Here is a 14,520-nt window from a genome sequence, read left to right on the forward strand (position 1 = left end):
GTCGCGCGCTCGGTGGTGGACCTTGAACGAGCTGACGGGATCAGACGCGAACACATGGCCCAGGGGCTGCAATATCGGCCGACAATGCTCCAGCCCGTGTCACCCCTTGGTAAGATCAACCAACGGCGTCTGCCGCACCTCAGTCTCCCGCCCATCCTGAATCTCGCTAACCTCCTTCAAGGCTCTATCCACCGCCGCCTTATCCGCCAACAAGCTATAGCTGATGCGGAACTGCTTGTGTTCCTTGGGCCCAATTGTCGGTACCAGATTCAGTGGCCGCTGATAACGGCGGTTGTAGGAAAAGCTTGTCCCCGGCTCCAGCCCCGTGACATAGCCCTGACCTTGGGTGTCGGTGTTTTTCCACAGGGAAAACACGGGCAGTGTCTGGGTATTGAAGCCGACCGAAACGCCCAGGCTGCCGGCCTTGTTATGCAACACGGTCAACGTATCGCCCTTGGCATCGGCATACGGCACCACGTTGTACACCGTTTCGTCGTAGTCCCTGGTCGGTGCACGGTAGGTTTGCCAGTCGGGGAGATCGTCCTTGGCCTTGTCGTTGAACGGCGACACCTGTTTCACCGGCGCGGCGAAACGAGCGCCCTGCTCCAGGAATGGGGTGCTGAAGTTGCTGTGATACAGCGCCTGGTATTCCTTCGGATAGTCGCCGTTGTTGGTCAGGGTGTCGTTGAGGGCGAACACCACGCTTCCGGGTTCGGTGACCAGTTCGGTCGCGACCGAGAAGTCGACCTTCTTGAACGCCTGCTCTTTCAGCTCGCCGCGCAGAGTGATGGCGTACGGTGGTTTTTCATCGATATGCAGCGTGACTTTATTCGCAGGAATGTTGGCGGCCCGACCGTGCAGGGTCAGCAGTTCGCCGTTGTCGACGCCTGGGTGGCCGACCCATTCGTATCCACAGCGGGTGACCAGCTCATTGAAACCTTCCAACCAGCCCAGACCACCGCGGCCATTGAGTTCGATGAAAGACGGATTGACCACTTCCTTGACCGGCGAATCCCAGCCCATGCGTACATTGCCAACCGAGGCCTGCAAGACGTTCATTCCGCGAGTCGGCACTACCGAGAGTTTCATCGTGCCATTATCGATGTCGACGATACTGACGCCCTCCTGCCGACCGCCGTGCAAGGTACGCAAGGTAACGCTGAAGGGTTTGTCGGTTTTTATTCCGAGTTGCTGACTGGTGATCCGCCAGCTCTGGGCGGCTTTGTCAGTGTCGAGCAGAACGTAATCCCAGGCCATGGCATGGGAGGCAGCGGACAGTGCGCTGATGGCAACAAAAAGTTTGAGCGGGGTCATGGCGGCAGCCTTTCTTGGAGTTGTGCCATTTTTATAAACGTGATGAAACGTTTCAGCAAGCTAAAAGATCGACAGGGTAATGTCGCTGATAGCCAATTTCTGTCTTCTGTGACCGGCTAAAATCGACCCTAAGCTGCTCTTCGCGAAAGGCAGCGATCGGCCAGAAGCGGGCATTCGATTTCGCTATTCATCAATCTCCCGAGCGTGCGAAATTATCAGCCTTTCCACTTCTCTCAAAGGCAGGCTCATGACCTCCACCCTGGCAGTTTCGGATATTTTAGGTCCATGGAGTGGGGATACCCCCACAGGACTCATTCAGCGTTGCAGGGAGGCATGGGACACACCTCTAGAGAGTTTGAATGATCTTATGGTCGCTACTTTTTTGAATCAGAACATCGCGACGAAACACTTGCTGATTGAGGCGAAGCGCCGCATGAAAGACCAGGAACGAGATGAAACCGAGTACTTCGACGGCCAGCTTCTCGAAGCTATCGAGCGCTTGCAATCCGGGGAGTAATTCATCCCGACAGTTTATTGCGTTCAACATGGACTATCTATATTGGGTCGCTTTCTGTCTCGCGCGACTGACAGAGAGCGGCCAAAAGCAGACATTAACGCCGGAGATAACTGGCGGTTGATAAGCTGGCAAAATCGACCAATCAGACGTTCATGTCGATCAATCCGTTAGTCCCTCTCATGCTCGGCCAGCCGGCATGAATGTCCCGCAAGTGGGGCTGTCAACGCCATCGCTCGCCATTCGCATAACCCCCTCGCCGCACGTTGGGCCAACCCGCCCAGCCATCTCGCATGGAGATCCGAGAATGAACTCGCCCCCCATAACCGGGAGCCATTTCTCGCAGCAACGCGGCTCGCGATGAAACGGCAACAGCCCCTGTCGCAGCGCATGCTCACAACGAGCGCGCCCTAGCTCGCCCCCCTACAAAATACCTGTACAGAAATAGCGCTACGCATTTCTACAGCACTCACAGGATTCTATCGGCCCAAAGATGGCCTTGGGCTGTATCGCCGCCAACAGTAGTCAGCCCGATAGCCAGGCCTCTATTTCTCGCGCCTGCCAGAAACCGGTGGTTACTGACCGTTCATCGGGATTGAATGATGTCATGACGACATCATCCCAATATAGTTGTACAAGACTTGTACATGAATAATAATTTGTACAAGTTTAAGCCAGCTAGGAAATAACGCCGCTACTCGTTGCGTCGAACAAAAGAATACCTGCGCAGGATGCGGACCAAGGGCGAATACATACCCTTGCAGGTGCCCCTAATTGCTCCTCCCATTACGCAGGTACATCATGCCATCGCACACTCCCCGGCTCTCGACACGTACCAGTCTCTATGCCGGCTATGCCAGCCTGCTCGCGTTTATGTTGCTGATCGCCGCTATCTCGCTGTACGCCCTGGCTAACAGCAATAAGGACTTTTTTCTCTACGTTAATGGCGTTGATGCACGTACCCGCCTGGCCAACACACTGAACGACGCCGCCGCCCAGCGTGCCATTGCCCTGCGTAACATCGCCTTGAATAGCAATGTCACCGCGAGAGGACAGCAGCGGGGCGCGATTGCCGTCAACGAACAAATGGTGGCCAGCAGCCTCGCCGCGCTACGCCAGGCAATTGATAACCATGGTGATGTGTCGCCCAAAGCACGTGAACTGTTCTCAACCATCGAGCAGGTCGAGAGCCGCTACAAACCGGTAGCGCACACCATTGCCGAGCACCTGTTCAAGGGTGAAAACGACGAGGCCCTGCGCATGGTCAGCGAGCAGTGCACACCATTACTGGCCGAGCTGACCCAGGCAATTGGCGAATACCTGCGCTACACCAACCAGAAGGCAGACCTGCAGGTCAGCGAAAATGACGCAAACTATCTGTCACAACGCAACCTGCTGCTCGCCATTACTGCGCTGGCCGTCTTACTAGCAGCGGTACTGGGCTACGTCATCAGCCGCAACCTGCTGCGCGCGCTGGGTGCCGAACCGAGTGAACTTAACCAGCTTGCCCAACGGGTTGCCCAGGGCGATTTGCGCGCTAGCGAGCACACGTTTGAGCCACCACAAGCCAGCATCATGGCCGCCCTGCTGAGCATGCAGGAGAACCTGCGGGACATGGCCAAGGGCATAAACCGGTCCTCACAGAGCGTGGCCGAATCCAGCCAGGAGCTTAGCCAATCGAGCCTGAGAAACGCCGAAAGCGTGGCCATGGCACAGTGCGAGGTCGAGCAGATCGTCACCGCCGTTCACCAAATGGCCGCCACCGTGCAGGATGTCGCGCGCAATGCCGAATCCGCCGCCAGTGCCGCCAGCGAGGCCGATAGTGCGGCCCTGTACAGCCAGCAGAAGGCCAAAGATGCCGTCAACATGATCGGCGAGCTGGCCGAGACAATCGAACAGTCCAACATGGCCATGGGCCGGCTGAAGAATGAAACCGGCAATATCGGCGGCGTGCTTGAAGTGATCAAGTCGGTGGCCGACCAGACCAACCTGCTGGCCCTCAATGCAGCCATCGAAGCTGCCCGTGCTGGCGAGGCCGGACGCGGCTTCGCGGTGGTAGCCGACGAGGTGCGCAGCCTGGCACAGCGTACCCAGAAGGCCACCTCAGAGATTGAGGGGCTGATCGCCAGTCTGCAGAAAATTGCCGACGAGACCTCGCAGCATATGCAACGCTGCAAGCGCTCCAGCGCGCAGTCGGTGTCCGGCGTTTCCGAGGCCGGTGACGCGGTAAGCACGATCGTAACCATGATCGAGCGGATCAACGGCATGAACCACCAAATCGCCGCTGCCGCCGAGCAGCAGAGTACCGTTGCCGAGCAGATCAGCCGGGGCATCGTGACCGTCAGCGAAAGCGCCGAGCAATCCGCTGCAGCCTTCCGCAGCGCTCAGCAGGAAAGCGAAGGATTGGCACGCACCAGCGTGACATTGCGAGAGAACATCTCGCGCTTTCAGCTCTAGGGGCTGCGTCGAATCAAGCTGGAGACCATTTCAACCGGCAAGCGCTGGCGTGCTTTGCAATAGCCGCCGGTATGCGTGCTGCACGCGTGCGGACCCAGGTTTCACCCTCAGAAGAAGCGCGGTCAAATCAGCTGAACGCGCGCTGGCCGGTTATTAACGCTTCACACACACAAACAACGCATTCCCGGTCACGCCTTCCCAAGGCGTGATCCGCTCATAGTCATGCTCAAACACCTGCACCTCGAAGTACGGCTGTAACAGCGCCTGCAATTCAGTGAAACTCAGCGCCACCATCGTGTGCTCATCCTGCCAGGCCTCCGTCACCCCCGCCGTGGTCTTCTCGATGCTCAGGCGCAGCGCCTGCTGCTGCCCTTCTCCGCTGTAATGCCAGCCGGAGCCGAAGGTGAAGTGGCTGCCTTCAAAGTCGACGCTATGGCGTACGAGCAAGCGGTTGTCGATGTGCAGTTTGTCCACCGCGTTGAAGCAGAACACGCCGTTTTCTGCGAGTGCGCCGTGCACGCTGGCGAGGCAGGCACGCAGTTGGGCCAGATCGGGGTTGTAATGGGTTGAGTACAGGAAGCAGGTGATCAGGTCTTGCGGTTCGTCCACCTGGAAACCGGCCATGTCCTGGCGGCTGAACTGTGCTTCGGGGCAGCGCAGTTGGGCGAGGTCCAGCATCGGTTGGCTGATGTCCAGGCCGGCGCTGTGGTAGCCGAAGTCGAGGAAGTGGCGCACATGGGGCCCGGTGCCGCAGGCAAGGTCGAGGTGGCGGTGCCCGCTGTTACCGAACAGTTGGTGCAGGCGGCGTACGCCGTGGCTCTGCGCGCGGTAGTCAATGTCGGCGCACATCAGGTCGTAGTAGATGGACAGGTCGGTGTACAGCGCGTTGGAGGACATAAGTGGCCAGAGGGTTCGGCGGGAATTTCGCGGCGCCATGGTAACCCAGTCCTGAGCGTAAACCGCTACACTCGCGCCTCAACCATCCGCCAAGGAGGCAACCATGAGCGTTCGCGGTCAAGACCGACAGATCGACAATATCGAGTTCAACGTAGGCGACATCGCCCGCAGCAAAGCCTTTTACGGCGCCGTTTTCGGCTGGGCATTCGTCGATTACGGCCCCACCTACACCGAGTTCAGCGATGGCAGGCTGACCGGCGGGTTCACTACCGGGGAGCCCGTTCGACCGGGTGGCCCGCTGGTGATCCTGTATGCGGATGATCTTGAAGGCACGCAGCAGCGGCTCAAATCCGTCGGCGCCGTGATCAGCCGCGAGACCTTTTCGTTCCCCGGTGGCAGCAGGTTTCACTTCATTGATCCGGACGGTTATGAACTGGCGGTGTGGACGGCGCAACCGTAGGTTGGCCACAACGCCAGGTGTGGAAGCGCAGTTGCGCTCCCACAAGCTGGCGAGCCCCGCTACTGCAACGGCACATAAATATCGGTCTGCCATTGATCCTGCGGTGTCTCGGGAGAAATGCTCAGGTACTCGAAAAACAAGGGCTGGTCTCGAAGCTCCTCGCCGCTGCCAGGCAGCCAGTCTCGGTAGATCGGATAGATCGACTCTGCGATGTGATCCGGTGAACCCACGTGACGCACCACCACACAGCGCCCGCCCGGGATGACGCGTTCAGTGACGCCGAACTTATTCGCTGCCAGCGCCTCTTGAATTTCGCCGCAAATGGCAAACCGGAACGCCTCGGCCGGGGTGGTATCAGGATTGCCGAAAGGAATACCAAAGCTGCGACTTGAAGCCACCGGCGACTGTCCGCTGTGCATGCGCCACGCGATGAATGTCTGCACGCTTTCATTCACGAGCCCAGGGTCGCCGCAGTGCTCGAATGCCGCCACCGTGACTGCGTGAAACTCCACAATTCTTACCTGCATGATGATGCTCCTGGAAAAATGAGGGACGCTGAACACCGCACGCCAGAGCTGCCAGTTCGGTCGCTTGCTGAATGCACTCGGCGCCATGCCGAACGCGCGCCTGAACGCCCTGGAAAAGGCTTCGGGGCTTTCGAAGCCGGCGCCCAACGCCGCCTCCAGCACCGAATAATCAGCGCGGGAAGACAAGCCATGCGCCGCGCGTCGTAGACGCATCAATTGCACATAGCGCGCAACAGGCATGCCCACGAACGCGGTGAATTGCCGATGGAAGTGAAACGCCGAAAAATGCGCCACTTGGCTCAGCGTCTTCACCGACAAGTCACCTTCAAGATTCGCGTCGATATAGGCGAGTACAGCGTCGAAGCGCTTTGTGTAGGCGGCGTTGCCTGGCAAGTCAGACACGGGTTGGAAGCTCCGGGGTATGCGTTGGACGATAGGATCGACTATACCGACATGCCTGCGCCTAGCCGTACTTGCTGAGGTGTATGTGCCTCGTCGCCCCCTTAAGTGATCGCTGGCCCCGGGGCTGGAAGCTTGGCAATCACCTTGATCTCGAACTGGTACCCATACAGCCACGTAACCCCTACGCCAGTCAGCGTCGGGTGTGGCGCCTCGCCCCAGAACTCCGGCACCACCTTCCAGATCGTCTCGAACCTGGACTCGGGATCAACGATAAACACCGTCACGTCAATCACATCGTCGAAGGTGCACCCGGCAGTGCTTAGGATCGCATTCAGGTTGCTGAACGCCAGGCGCACCTGATCCTCCAGATCGGGTTCGGGCGAGCCGTCTTCATGGCTGCCGACCTGTCCTGAGACGAATAAAAAGCCATTGGACTTGATGGCCGGCGAATAGCGATTGCGCTCATACAGCGCCTGGCGGCCAGGCGGAAAAACCACATCACGCGACGTCATGGATGCCTCCGGCAAAGGGTCGAAACTGACCCGCAATTAACGATGGGCAGACTCTAAGGGCTTGTGCCAGGGCGATAAACCAGCAACCTTAGCCAGCACTGTTTGTGAAACCCAAACAATTGATCGCCGAGGCCGTCATGGACCGTTTTGATGCAATGCAGGCATTTGCTCGTGTGGTGGAAGCCGGCAGCTTCACCAAGGCCGCCGAAACCCTGCACATGAGCAAGACCACCGTGACGCAACTGGTGCAGCAGTTGGAGGCACGCCTGCGGGTCAAATTGCTTAACCGCACCACGCGCAAAGTCAACGTCACGGCCGACGGAGCCGTGTATTACGAGCTCGTGCTGCAACTGCTGGCCGACATGGACGACGCCGAGACCAGCCTGTCCGGCGCGGCCACGCTGCCCAGGGGGCGCTTGCGCGTGGATGTGCCAAGCCCGCTGGCGAGCATGATCCTGGTGCCGGCATTGCCTGCGTTTTACGCCCGGTACCCGGACATCCAGATCGACATGGGTGTCAGCGACCGTATCGTCGACATGATCGATGAGAACGTCGATTGCGTGGTGCGCGGCGGCGAACTCATCGACCAGTCGCTGATGGCCCGCCGGGTAGGCGACCTGCCGCTCGGTGTCTTCGCCGCGCCGAGCTACCTGGCACGCGTGGGCCCGCCCGCGCATCCGCAGGAACTGGAAGACTCGAATCATCGTATCGTCGGCTTCCTATGGGCCCGCACCGGCAAACCCGTGCCCTATACCATGCGCAAGCAGCTTGAAAGCCTGCAGATCAAGGGCCGCTACGCCCTGGCGGTCGACGACGGCAACGCCTACCTCGCCGCCGGCCTGGCCGGTCTTGGGGTGCTGTGGCTGCCCACCTACATGTCGAAGGCCTTCGAGGCGCGGGGCGAATTAGTGCCGTTGTTCGAGGACTGGGACCTTGATCCGATGCCGCTTTACGTGGCCTTTCCGCCAAACCGGCATATCAGCCTCAAGTTGCGCGTGTTTATCGAGTGGGTGGCGGAGTTGATGGCAGTGCATGCGCCTGTCAGTGGGCGACAGGATGGATGCTGACGGACTCGTGCATGGGCTGGAGAGCTATGCTGATCGATGAAATGCAGCCGGAATGCCCCTCCTCTACTGCCTTTCAAGGCTTCTTTTCAGTCGCCGCAGATGACTACTGACGATCACTTTATGGGCAAGCCCTACCGGTAACATGTAGATGCGCCCATAGAGGTTATGCGTGATGACCGATGATGTGATGGTGAGCACCCGATCTGTTATCGAAAGGCAGATCATGACATCCAGGTGCCTGTCACGCTCTGTAAGAACCAGGATATCGGAGGCGCTGTGCTCCACTAGAAAGAAATCCAGGTGTTCGCCTGCGTGCACTGTTTTTCGCGCAACGCCGGAGAACCCGCCGATTCGCCTCACGCCGAATAACGAAGAAATGGCGTCCCTTATTCGGAAAGCCAGCCGCATGGCCAGTCCCGGCTCAGCCGTTGTGATGTTCCACGCGTCAAGCATGGTGATTCCAACGGGGAGCTGAACCGACCTGATGTGGTAGTAGTCGAGCTCAGACAGTGCACGCAACGTGTGAGCTGGTGATGTGATAGGCAAATTTCATCCCGTCCAGTGGGCCAATTTTCATTCCAGATAACATCCCAGGCTGAATGTTATGCGGCGATGCTACGTCAATGTACAGCCCCGCGCGCGCCGTAGCCGCCATGAACATCCCCCTCCCTGTCCCTTCCCGCGTGTATCGCAAGTGGGCGAACATATCCCCGCCATAGTATGGTTACGGCCACCGACCCTCACAGGATATGAAGGTTACCCATGCGTTTACTTTTTCCGCTGGCCGTCAGCTTGACACTGATCGGCTGCGCAACCACCAAAACCGACGTTCGCAACGAAGCACAAATCAGCCAATATGACCCGGCCAATACGGCTCGTGTCCGCCTGATCACGGGTGACACCACCCACGCGGGCTTCATCAGTGGCCAGACCTGCGAGAAGTTATACAACGAGACGCTGCTGACCAAAACGTCTGAAGAGGCCGGATGGCAAACAGCCCATGTCGACTCTGCAGGGCTCTACCCTTTCCGGGCGACAGACCGCCAGAACAGCGTGATTGGCATGCCTGCCAGCAAGGCGAGCAAAGCGATCAATCAATCGCCCAAGGTGTTTGACGAACATGTCATCCCGGCCGGTAAACCGTTTATTGCAGGGTTCGCCATGGGGGGATCGCAACTTTCCTGCTTTCCCGCGCCTGTCACGCTCATCCCCGAGCCCGGTAAAGACTATGAAATGGAACTTCAAATGATGAAAATCAGCACGTTCAAGGCCGGCTGCGTGATTGCCGTTCGCCAACTCTCCACCCAGGCCGACACAACCGTAGAAACACCGCTGAGACCGCAGGTGTGTGCCAAAACACCGTCGGGCTGGTACACCGTGACCCCTGCACCCTTGCCTTGATCTTCCGATGCATACCATGCGTAAAATCGCCGTGGATATGTAGGCTGCCTCTGGCGAAGTCGAAGCGACTCGGAAAACAATCACTGCTAATCAGCTCAATTATTCAGACGATCAGTAGTTTTGCGAGCTGTCTGACGCCTACTGGCCTTCACCAGCATGATATTCCTCGCCTGCGCGTGGCTGGCGGGTTTGCTGCAAATGTCAGCGTTGTTGTTCTGCCGGATCAAGATGTTAGGCACGGCGTATGAACGCTGGACGGGATCAGGCGCAGTTCTTGCCCGGCCGATTGACAGCGTCCCACCGGTTGATTGTAATAGCCGCCGTTTATGCATGATGCAAGGGACCTGCCATGACCACGACACCCTCTCCCGGGCGCGGCGATCTGCCCCGTGCGCTGATATTCATCCCGCTGGGCCTGTGCCTGCTCTACCTCACCCTATGGCTGGTCGAAGACCGGCTGAGCTTTCTGGCCCAGGCGCAACGCGCCGAAGGGCATGTCAGCGCCCTGAACGCGGGCGGCAGCCACCCACAAATTGATTTTACCGACGCCGCAGGCAAGGCGGTCAGCTACCCCGAGAGCGGGTTTATATTCGGCTACGCGGTGGACGACTCAGTGACGGTGTTTTATCGCGCCGATGCACCCTCCAGTACCGCAATCATTGAAGACCGTGGTGCGCTATGGGGCGCGAGCCTACTGACGGGCCTGTTCGCAATCGTGTTTATCGCAGGCGGCGGCTACCATGTGGCCGCGTGGATTCGTCGGCGCCAGATGGCGCGGCACCTATAAGGATATTCAAATGCAAATCCCATTACCTGTCACTGTCAGTGACTGGCGCTACAAGACAGCCAGCAGCGGCGGCTTGACCGTAGTATTCGCGGCCGCCGCTGGCGGTGCATTGACACTGACCGACCCCAAGGGAGTCGACCAGCAGTTTCGTTATGGCTCGGTCGGGGTCGGCATGGGCATCGGCGCGCGCCTGCCACGGTTCGGCAAGGTCAACTTGCACGTGCGCGGCAAGAGCGTCGGGGCCGCTGGCGCAAGCGAAGACTTTCCGGCGTTTGGCCAAGTGCTGGTTGCAGACTCGATCGCTGCCCGCGGTCTGACCCGGGAGGACTTCCAAGGCGCTTGTGTGTTCATTGAAGCGGGCGTGGGCCTGGTCGGCGGGGCCAGCGGCTCGGCCATGCTGTTCGGTCTGGACCCCAAGCTGCTGGCCATGGTCGCCGCCACACTGACGCCTATGGGCAACCTGCTCCTGCCCCACGACAGCACGACGCGCCTGCTGCGCTCGGCCAAAGGCGTGATCGTCGCCGCAGGCCTTAACGTTGGGCTGCAGGCTGGGGGCGGCGCGACGATTTCCTTGGGTGGGCTGTTCTGATCATCAGCCCTAGCGGGCGTGAGGCTCGCACTTCAATTTTGACGAAGCGTTTTTACACACTCTGGGCCAGAAACTGCCGCAGCATTCGCTGATGCCAGTACCCATCTCGTGGTCGGAGCACTGAAAAGGTCTATTGCTCGCCATACAGGTCACGGTAAAACTTCCCTCACAGCATTTCTTTCCGTGCAGCCCGCAGATGGATCGCCCATTTACAAGCGTTCATCGGTCTCAAGTATCTGGCTAATGAGGTTGCACACAATCGGCAGCCTCTCATGGCGGCGAAACAAAGCCCCCACCTCTGAAAAAATGGGAGGCCCAGCTATCGCCCTAAAGACAACATTCGGCATTTGGATAGTTTGAATCAGAACGCTGGGAATGACCGCTATACCCACGCCCAGTCCCACTTGTGTCAGTACTGCGACCAGACTTCCGGGAACCGAACCAATGTATGGATCGAATCTCCCGCGCTTGGCCACCTCACGCAACCCTGACGCTTGTTCAGGTAGCACAAACAACTCGCTCGCAAGCGCGCTTGGGCGAATGTCATCATCTGTTTTCGCCAGGATATGGTCAGCTGGCAACGCCAGGCAGAAGCGGTCTCGCGCCAAAATACGGCTGGAGATTGCATCAGGTAGATGCACGGGCATGCGTACAAAGGCTACATCAATCCGCCCATCCTCAAGGAGTGCCGTGAGCTGTTCGGTAGGGAATTCCTTGGTGTTCACCATGACGTCTGGCCACTGATTGCGAAAGCGCTGGACTTGGTCTTGGAGTACCCCGAAAAAGGCGGCTGAACCCACGTAGCCGATTTCCACTCGGCCAACCTGGCCTCGGCCTGCACGTTGGCCCACGTTAATAGCTCTCTCAAATTGTTCAAGGGTTGAGCGGGCTTCTGTCAGAAACGCTTCCCCAGCCGGCGTCAAAGCGACAGACCGCTTTGTTCTATTAAAAAGCCTGGCTTCTAACAAGCTCTCGACTTCCTGGATCTGCGCAGTGAGCGTTGGGGCAGAAACGCCCAGTTGCTCAGCTGAGCGTGAAAAATGTAGATTTTCCGCAACTGTGACGAAGGAGCGAAGATGGCGAATGTCCATGTCACTTGACTCCCATATTCAGTTTTTCTGAATTATATAGCCAGTAGGCTTTATTGTTCTGAATTGTCTCCCCTGTTTCAATCATTGGACTCGTCTTCCTAGGAGTTCACCATGTTCCGTCTCCCCCACATCGCAGTCGCTGTTGGCTTTGCTGGATCCCTCGCACTTGTTTCCTTGCCAGCAGCCGCAGCATTAGATTTGCCCAACCAGCCAGTTCTGACACTTGCCGCCGCTCAACAGATCCTCACAGCAGCGCAAACGAAGGCGCAAACGGCCGGGTGGCCGTGCGTGATCTCCGTTGTCGATAGTGCTGGTCTGCCCATTCTCCTGGCTCGCATGGACAACGCCGCTGTGCCAGCAGGCGTTGAACTGGCCCCCGGAAAAGCACGCACAGCCGCTCTATTCCGCCGTCCCAGCGGAGCATTAGAAGATGCTATCAACGGCACCCGACCTGCCGCCATCACCGCCCAGGGCTTCGTGCTGATGCGGGGCGGTTTTCCGATCGTCGTCAACGGGTACACCGTTGGGGCTGTAGGCGTATCTGCGGACACACCCCAGCACGATGAAGAGATCGCTCAGGCCGGGCTAGCGGCATTCAAATAAACGCCTTCTGATCTCGCTACTCGCATCCGCTGCGGTGTATGTGCTGATGCGTAGCAAAAAAAGCCATAGCCAAAGCCCTGCAATCTAGCCACAACCCTGCAAAACATGAGTAAAAATATATGTCGATAAATGGCCTGAAAATGACTCACTCGATTGGGACTGACGCAATCATTTTTGACCTTGATGGCACTCTCATCGACTCTGCGGGCGACATGACAGCGCAACTGAACACTATTCTTATCGAGCGGAATCTTGAGCCAATTTTGGTCGCAACAACTTCATTATTCCTCGGCGACGGAATGCGTTCATTTGCCAGGCGGGCGTTCTGCTTGCGGGGCGTGAATGATATGGAAGCAGCGATCGATACCTTCATCTCGCGCTACGAACAGACCGACCACCTGATGACAAAACCCTATGATGGGGTAATTGAAACCCTCAGCGCGTTGCGAGACGCGGGATGGAAAATATCGGTTTGTACGAATAAAAACGAATTGATTGCCATCGATATTCTCAAGCAAACCGACCTGTTGAGATTTATGGATGTGGTTTGTGGTGGGGATAGCGTGTCCTTTAAGAAGCCTGACCCTAGACACCTAAGTGCAGTGGTGGCGTTGGCCGATTATGAAAAGCTTTCCAAGATAATGATCGGAGACAACTGGAACGATTTTGAAGCCGCCCGTGCGTATGGAATTCCATTTGCCTTTGCCAGCTGGGGCTATGGATCTCTGCCCGACAATTGCAAAGCCATTAACCTCATAAAATTCAGTGACATTCTCGACATCGTTGGCTTGCCTGTGCATTGAACATCGCCTGCTAATTGCAGGCAGCGCAGTCAACGCTCTTTAAAGGTTCTTCGTGGGGTCCTCTACGTTGGGGACGGTGCAGTCGCGCCACAGAACGTATAAAAATCCAAGGCCTTTGGGTCGAAGTGTGTTTTTAACTGTCCCAGTGAAGATCTGGCTGGGGATTCCACTTCAGTCGTCGATCGCCACAGCACGCCTGGCCTCGGTAGGCACCATGGTTGCCGGACTGCGGCACTTCCATAATCAGGGAAAGGTCGATTATGCGTTGGCCGTTCCGGCTGCGGCACTGGGGTTGGCCGGGGCTCTAGGAGGTGCGAGCCTTCTTCTTCAAATAAATCCCGCGCTGCTGCACAAAGTAATTGGCGGGCTGACACTCTCGCATTTTTTAGATCCCGCACGCGCATTGTCCAACCACCCCCACTCCCCTTATCCTCGACGCTCCCGCCCGTCCAAACCCGGAGCCGCCATGGACCTCGCCACCCTCGCCCTCTTCATCCCCGCCTGCTTCGCCCTGAACATGGCGCCCGGTCCGAACAACCTGTTGTCCGTGAGCAACTCCACCCGCTATGGCTACCGCACCTCCTGCATCGCCGGTATCGGCCGCCTGCTGGCCTTCGCCGGCATGATCGCCCTCGCCTCTGCGGGGTTGGCGGTGGTGTTGCAAACCTCGGAACTGCTGTTCTACGCGATCAAGATCCTGGGCGCGGCGTATCTGTTGTATCTGGCGGTTCAGCTGTGGCGCGCGAATCCCCAGGCGGAGGTGGAGTCGGTAACCGCCAAGGTGAGCGTGTGGGCACTGGCGCGGCAGGAGTTTCTGGTGGCGGCGGGCAACCCCAAGGCCATCCTGATATTCACCGCGTTCCTCCCGCAATTCGTGGTCCCCGGCCAACCTGTCACCCCGCAGTTCGCCCTGCTGGGCGCGATGTTCCTGGTGTTGGAATGGATCGCCATCAGCGCCTATGCCTACATGGGCCTGCACATGCGTCGCTGGTTTGCCGAGCCGCGTGGCAAACGCCTATTCAATCGCTGCTGCGCGGGATTGTTATCGGCGGCGGCGACGGTGTTGTTGACCGCGCGCAGGGCTTGAGGGAAAAAC

16 protein-coding genes and 2 pseudogenes are annotated in these 14,520 nt (G+C 58.2%); 12 read left to right on the forward strand and 6 right to left on the reverse strand.

The genetic code is table 11. The features are described 5' to 3' along the window. Nucleotides 1–99: 99 nt before the first annotated feature. Nucleotides 100–1,314, reverse strand: coding sequence for an aldose 1-epimerase family protein (locus AB1462_RS20540; protein WP_367247778.1), 1,215 nt, complete (start codon nt 1,312–1,314; stop codon nt 100–102). A gap of 247 nt (nt 1,315–1,561) precedes the next feature. On the opposite strand from AB1462_RS20540, the gene AB1462_RS20545 reads away from it, so the two are divergent. Both AB1462_RS20545 and AB1462_RS20550 read left to right on the forward strand, forming a co-directional pair. Beyond that, nucleotides 1,562–1,831 (forward strand): hypothetical protein, encoded by a 270-nt coding sequence (locus AB1462_RS20545; RefSeq protein ID WP_367247780.1) that lies wholly within the window; start codon nt 1,562–1,564, stop codon nt 1,829–1,831. A 798-nt stretch (nt 1,832–2,629) separates the two neighbouring features. Next, complete coding sequence (locus AB1462_RS20550) at nt 2,630–4,285, forward strand: methyl-accepting chemotaxis protein (protein ID WP_090403668.1); 1,656 nt, start codon at nt 2,630–2,632, stop codon at nt 4,283–4,285. A 153-nt stretch (nt 4,286–4,438) separates the two neighbouring features. Here AB1462_RS20550 and AB1462_RS20555 read toward each other — a convergent pair whose 3' ends face one another. After that, nucleotides 4,439–5,182 carry a class I SAM-dependent methyltransferase gene (locus tag AB1462_RS20555; RefSeq protein ID WP_259192986.1) on the reverse strand — a complete coding sequence of 248 codons (744 nt, stop codon included), beginning with the start codon at nt 5,180–5,182 and terminating at the stop codon, nt 4,439–4,441. Nucleotides 5,183–5,285: 103 nt separating this feature from the next. Here AB1462_RS20555 and AB1462_RS20560 point away from each other — a divergent pair, with 103 nt between their 5' ends. Next, entirely contained in the window at nt 5,286–5,642 is a 357-nt protein-coding gene (locus AB1462_RS20560) for a VOC family protein (RefSeq protein WP_367247782.1), read from the forward strand. Nucleotides 5,643–5,701: 59 nt separating this feature from the next. Here AB1462_RS20560 and AB1462_RS20565 read toward each other — a convergent pair whose 3' ends face one another. Both AB1462_RS20565 and AB1462_RS20570 read right to left on the reverse strand, forming a co-directional pair. Continuing rightward, nucleotides 5,702–6,571, reverse strand: coding sequence for an AraC family transcriptional regulator (locus tag AB1462_RS20565; RefSeq protein WP_259192988.1), 870 nt, complete (start codon nt 6,569–6,571; stop codon nt 5,702–5,704). 101 nt (nt 6,572–6,672) lie between these two features. Then, a complete protein-coding gene (locus AB1462_RS20570; RefSeq protein ID WP_315338219.1) occupies nt 6,673–7,083 on the reverse strand; it encodes a RidA family protein in 411 nt (136 codons plus the stop codon). A 137-nt stretch (nt 7,084–7,220) separates the two neighbouring features. Between AB1462_RS20570 and AB1462_RS20575 the strand changes: the two genes are divergently transcribed. Continuing rightward, nucleotides 7,221–8,150: a LysR substrate-binding domain-containing protein gene (locus AB1462_RS20575; protein WP_367247783.1), complete on the forward strand. Its 930-nt coding sequence runs from the start codon at nt 7,221–7,223 to the stop codon at nt 8,148–8,150. 63 nt (nt 8,151–8,213) lie between these two features. Here the strand turns inward: AB1462_RS20575 and AB1462_RS20580 are convergent, their stop codons facing one another. Then, nucleotides 8,214–8,696 (reverse strand): DUF2867 domain-containing protein, encoded by a 483-nt coding sequence (locus tag AB1462_RS20580; RefSeq protein ID WP_367247784.1) that lies wholly within the window; start codon nt 8,694–8,696, stop codon nt 8,214–8,216. A gap of 216 nt (nt 8,697–8,912) precedes the next feature. Between AB1462_RS20580 and AB1462_RS20585 the strand changes: the two genes are divergently transcribed. The 4 genes and pseudogenes from AB1462_RS20585 (at nt 8,913) to AB1462_RS20600 (ending at nt 10,927) form a co-directional block, all read left to right on the forward strand. Further along, nucleotides 8,913–9,551, forward strand: a complete 639-nt coding sequence (locus tag AB1462_RS20585) for a hypothetical protein (protein ID WP_367247786.1) — start codon at nt 8,913–8,915, stop codon at nt 9,549–9,551. 129 nt (nt 9,552–9,680) lie between these two features. Beyond that, nucleotides 9,681–9,797 (forward strand): annotated as a pseudogene (locus tag AB1462_RS20590) (LysE family translocator); the annotation flags it as partial. A 103-nt stretch (nt 9,798–9,900) separates the two neighbouring features. Next, complete coding sequence (locus AB1462_RS20595) at nt 9,901–10,338, forward strand: DUF3592 domain-containing protein (RefSeq protein ID WP_367247788.1); 438 nt, start codon at nt 9,901–9,903, stop codon at nt 10,336–10,338. A gap of 10 nt (nt 10,339–10,348) precedes the next feature. Continuing rightward, nucleotides 10,349–10,927, forward strand: coding sequence for a hypothetical protein (locus tag AB1462_RS20600; protein WP_367247790.1), 579 nt, complete (start codon nt 10,349–10,351; stop codon nt 10,925–10,927). Nucleotides 10,928–11,136: 209 nt separating this feature from the next. Here the strand turns inward: AB1462_RS20600 and AB1462_RS20605 are convergent, their stop codons facing one another. Continuing rightward, nucleotides 11,137–12,018 (reverse strand): LysR family transcriptional regulator, encoded by an 882-nt coding sequence (locus AB1462_RS20605; RefSeq protein ID WP_367247791.1) that lies wholly within the window; start codon nt 12,016–12,018, stop codon nt 11,137–11,139. A gap of 111 nt (nt 12,019–12,129) precedes the next feature. On the opposite strand from AB1462_RS20605, the gene AB1462_RS20610 reads away from it, so the two are divergent. The 4 genes and pseudogenes from AB1462_RS20610 to AB1462_RS20625 all read left to right on the forward strand — a co-directional run bounded on the left by AB1462_RS20610 (nt 12,130) and on the right by AB1462_RS20625 (nt 14,511). Continuing rightward, complete coding sequence (locus AB1462_RS20610; RefSeq protein ID WP_367247793.1) at nt 12,130–12,621, forward strand: heme-binding protein; 492 nt, start codon at nt 12,130–12,132, stop codon at nt 12,619–12,621. A gap of 140 nt (nt 12,622–12,761) precedes the next feature. Next, the gene (locus tag AB1462_RS20615) at nt 12,762–13,424 is read left to right on the forward strand and encodes an HAD hydrolase-like protein (protein WP_367247795.1); all 663 of its coding nucleotides are present in this window, start codon (nt 12,762–12,764) and stop codon (nt 13,422–13,424) included. A 127-nt stretch (nt 13,425–13,551) separates the two neighbouring features. After that, nucleotides 13,552–13,812, forward strand: a pseudogene (locus AB1462_RS20620) (TSUP family transporter); the annotation flags it as partial. Between the two features lie 78 nt (nt 13,813–13,890). After that, nucleotides 13,891–14,511 (forward strand): LysE family translocator, encoded by a 621-nt coding sequence (locus AB1462_RS20625; protein ID WP_367247844.1) that lies wholly within the window; start codon nt 13,891–13,893, stop codon nt 14,509–14,511. Nucleotides 14,512–14,520: the final 9 nt, after the last annotated feature.

This window comes from Pseudomonas sp. SB113, assembly GCF_040754745.1.
Taxonomy (GTDB): Bacteria; Pseudomonadota; Gammaproteobacteria; order Pseudomonadales; family Pseudomonadaceae; genus Aquipseudomonas; species Aquipseudomonas grimontii.

Coding starts and splice junctions, on each gene's coding strand:
- AB1462_RS20540 (WP_367247778.1), bottom strand. CDS start 1,314: ATGACCCCGCTCAAACTTTTTGTTGCCATCAGCGCACTGTCCGCTGCC.
- AB1462_RS20545 (WP_367247780.1), top strand. CDS start 1,562: ATGACCTCCACCCTGGCAGTTTCGGATATTTTAGGTCCATGGAGTGGG.
- AB1462_RS20550 (WP_090403668.1), top strand. CDS start 2,630: ATGCCATCGCACACTCCCCGGCTCTCGACACGTACCAGTCTCTATGCC.
- AB1462_RS20555 (WP_259192986.1), bottom strand. CDS start 5,182: ATGTCCTCCAACGCGCTGTACACCGACCTGTCCATCTACTACGACCTG.
- AB1462_RS20560 (WP_367247782.1), top strand. CDS start 5,286: ATGAGCGTTCGCGGTCAAGACCGACAGATCGACAATATCGAGTTCAAC.
- AB1462_RS20570 (WP_315338219.1), bottom strand. CDS start 7,083: ATGACGTCGCGTGATGTGGTTTTTCCGCCTGGCCGCCAGGCGCTGTAT.
- AB1462_RS20575 (WP_367247783.1), top strand. CDS start 7,221: ATGGACCGTTTTGATGCAATGCAGGCATTTGCTCGTGTGGTGGAAGCC.
- AB1462_RS20585 (WP_367247786.1), top strand. CDS start 8,913: ATGCGTTTACTTTTTCCGCTGGCCGTCAGCTTGACACTGATCGGCTGC.
- AB1462_RS20595 (WP_367247788.1), top strand. CDS start 9,901: ATGACCACGACACCCTCTCCCGGGCGCGGCGATCTGCCCCGTGCGCTG.
- AB1462_RS20600 (WP_367247790.1), top strand. CDS start 10,349: ATGCAAATCCCATTACCTGTCACTGTCAGTGACTGGCGCTACAAGACA.
- AB1462_RS20605 (WP_367247791.1), bottom strand. CDS start 12,018: ATGGACATTCGCCATCTTCGCTCCTTCGTCACAGTTGCGGAAAATCTA.
- AB1462_RS20610 (WP_367247793.1), top strand. CDS start 12,130: ATGTTCCGTCTCCCCCACATCGCAGTCGCTGTTGGCTTTGCTGGATCC.
- AB1462_RS20615 (WP_367247795.1), top strand. CDS start 12,762: ATGACTCACTCGATTGGGACTGACGCAATCATTTTTGACCTTGATGGC.
- AB1462_RS20625 (WP_367247844.1), top strand. CDS start 13,891: ATGGACCTCGCCACCCTCGCCCTCTTCATCCCCGCCTGCTTCGCCCTG.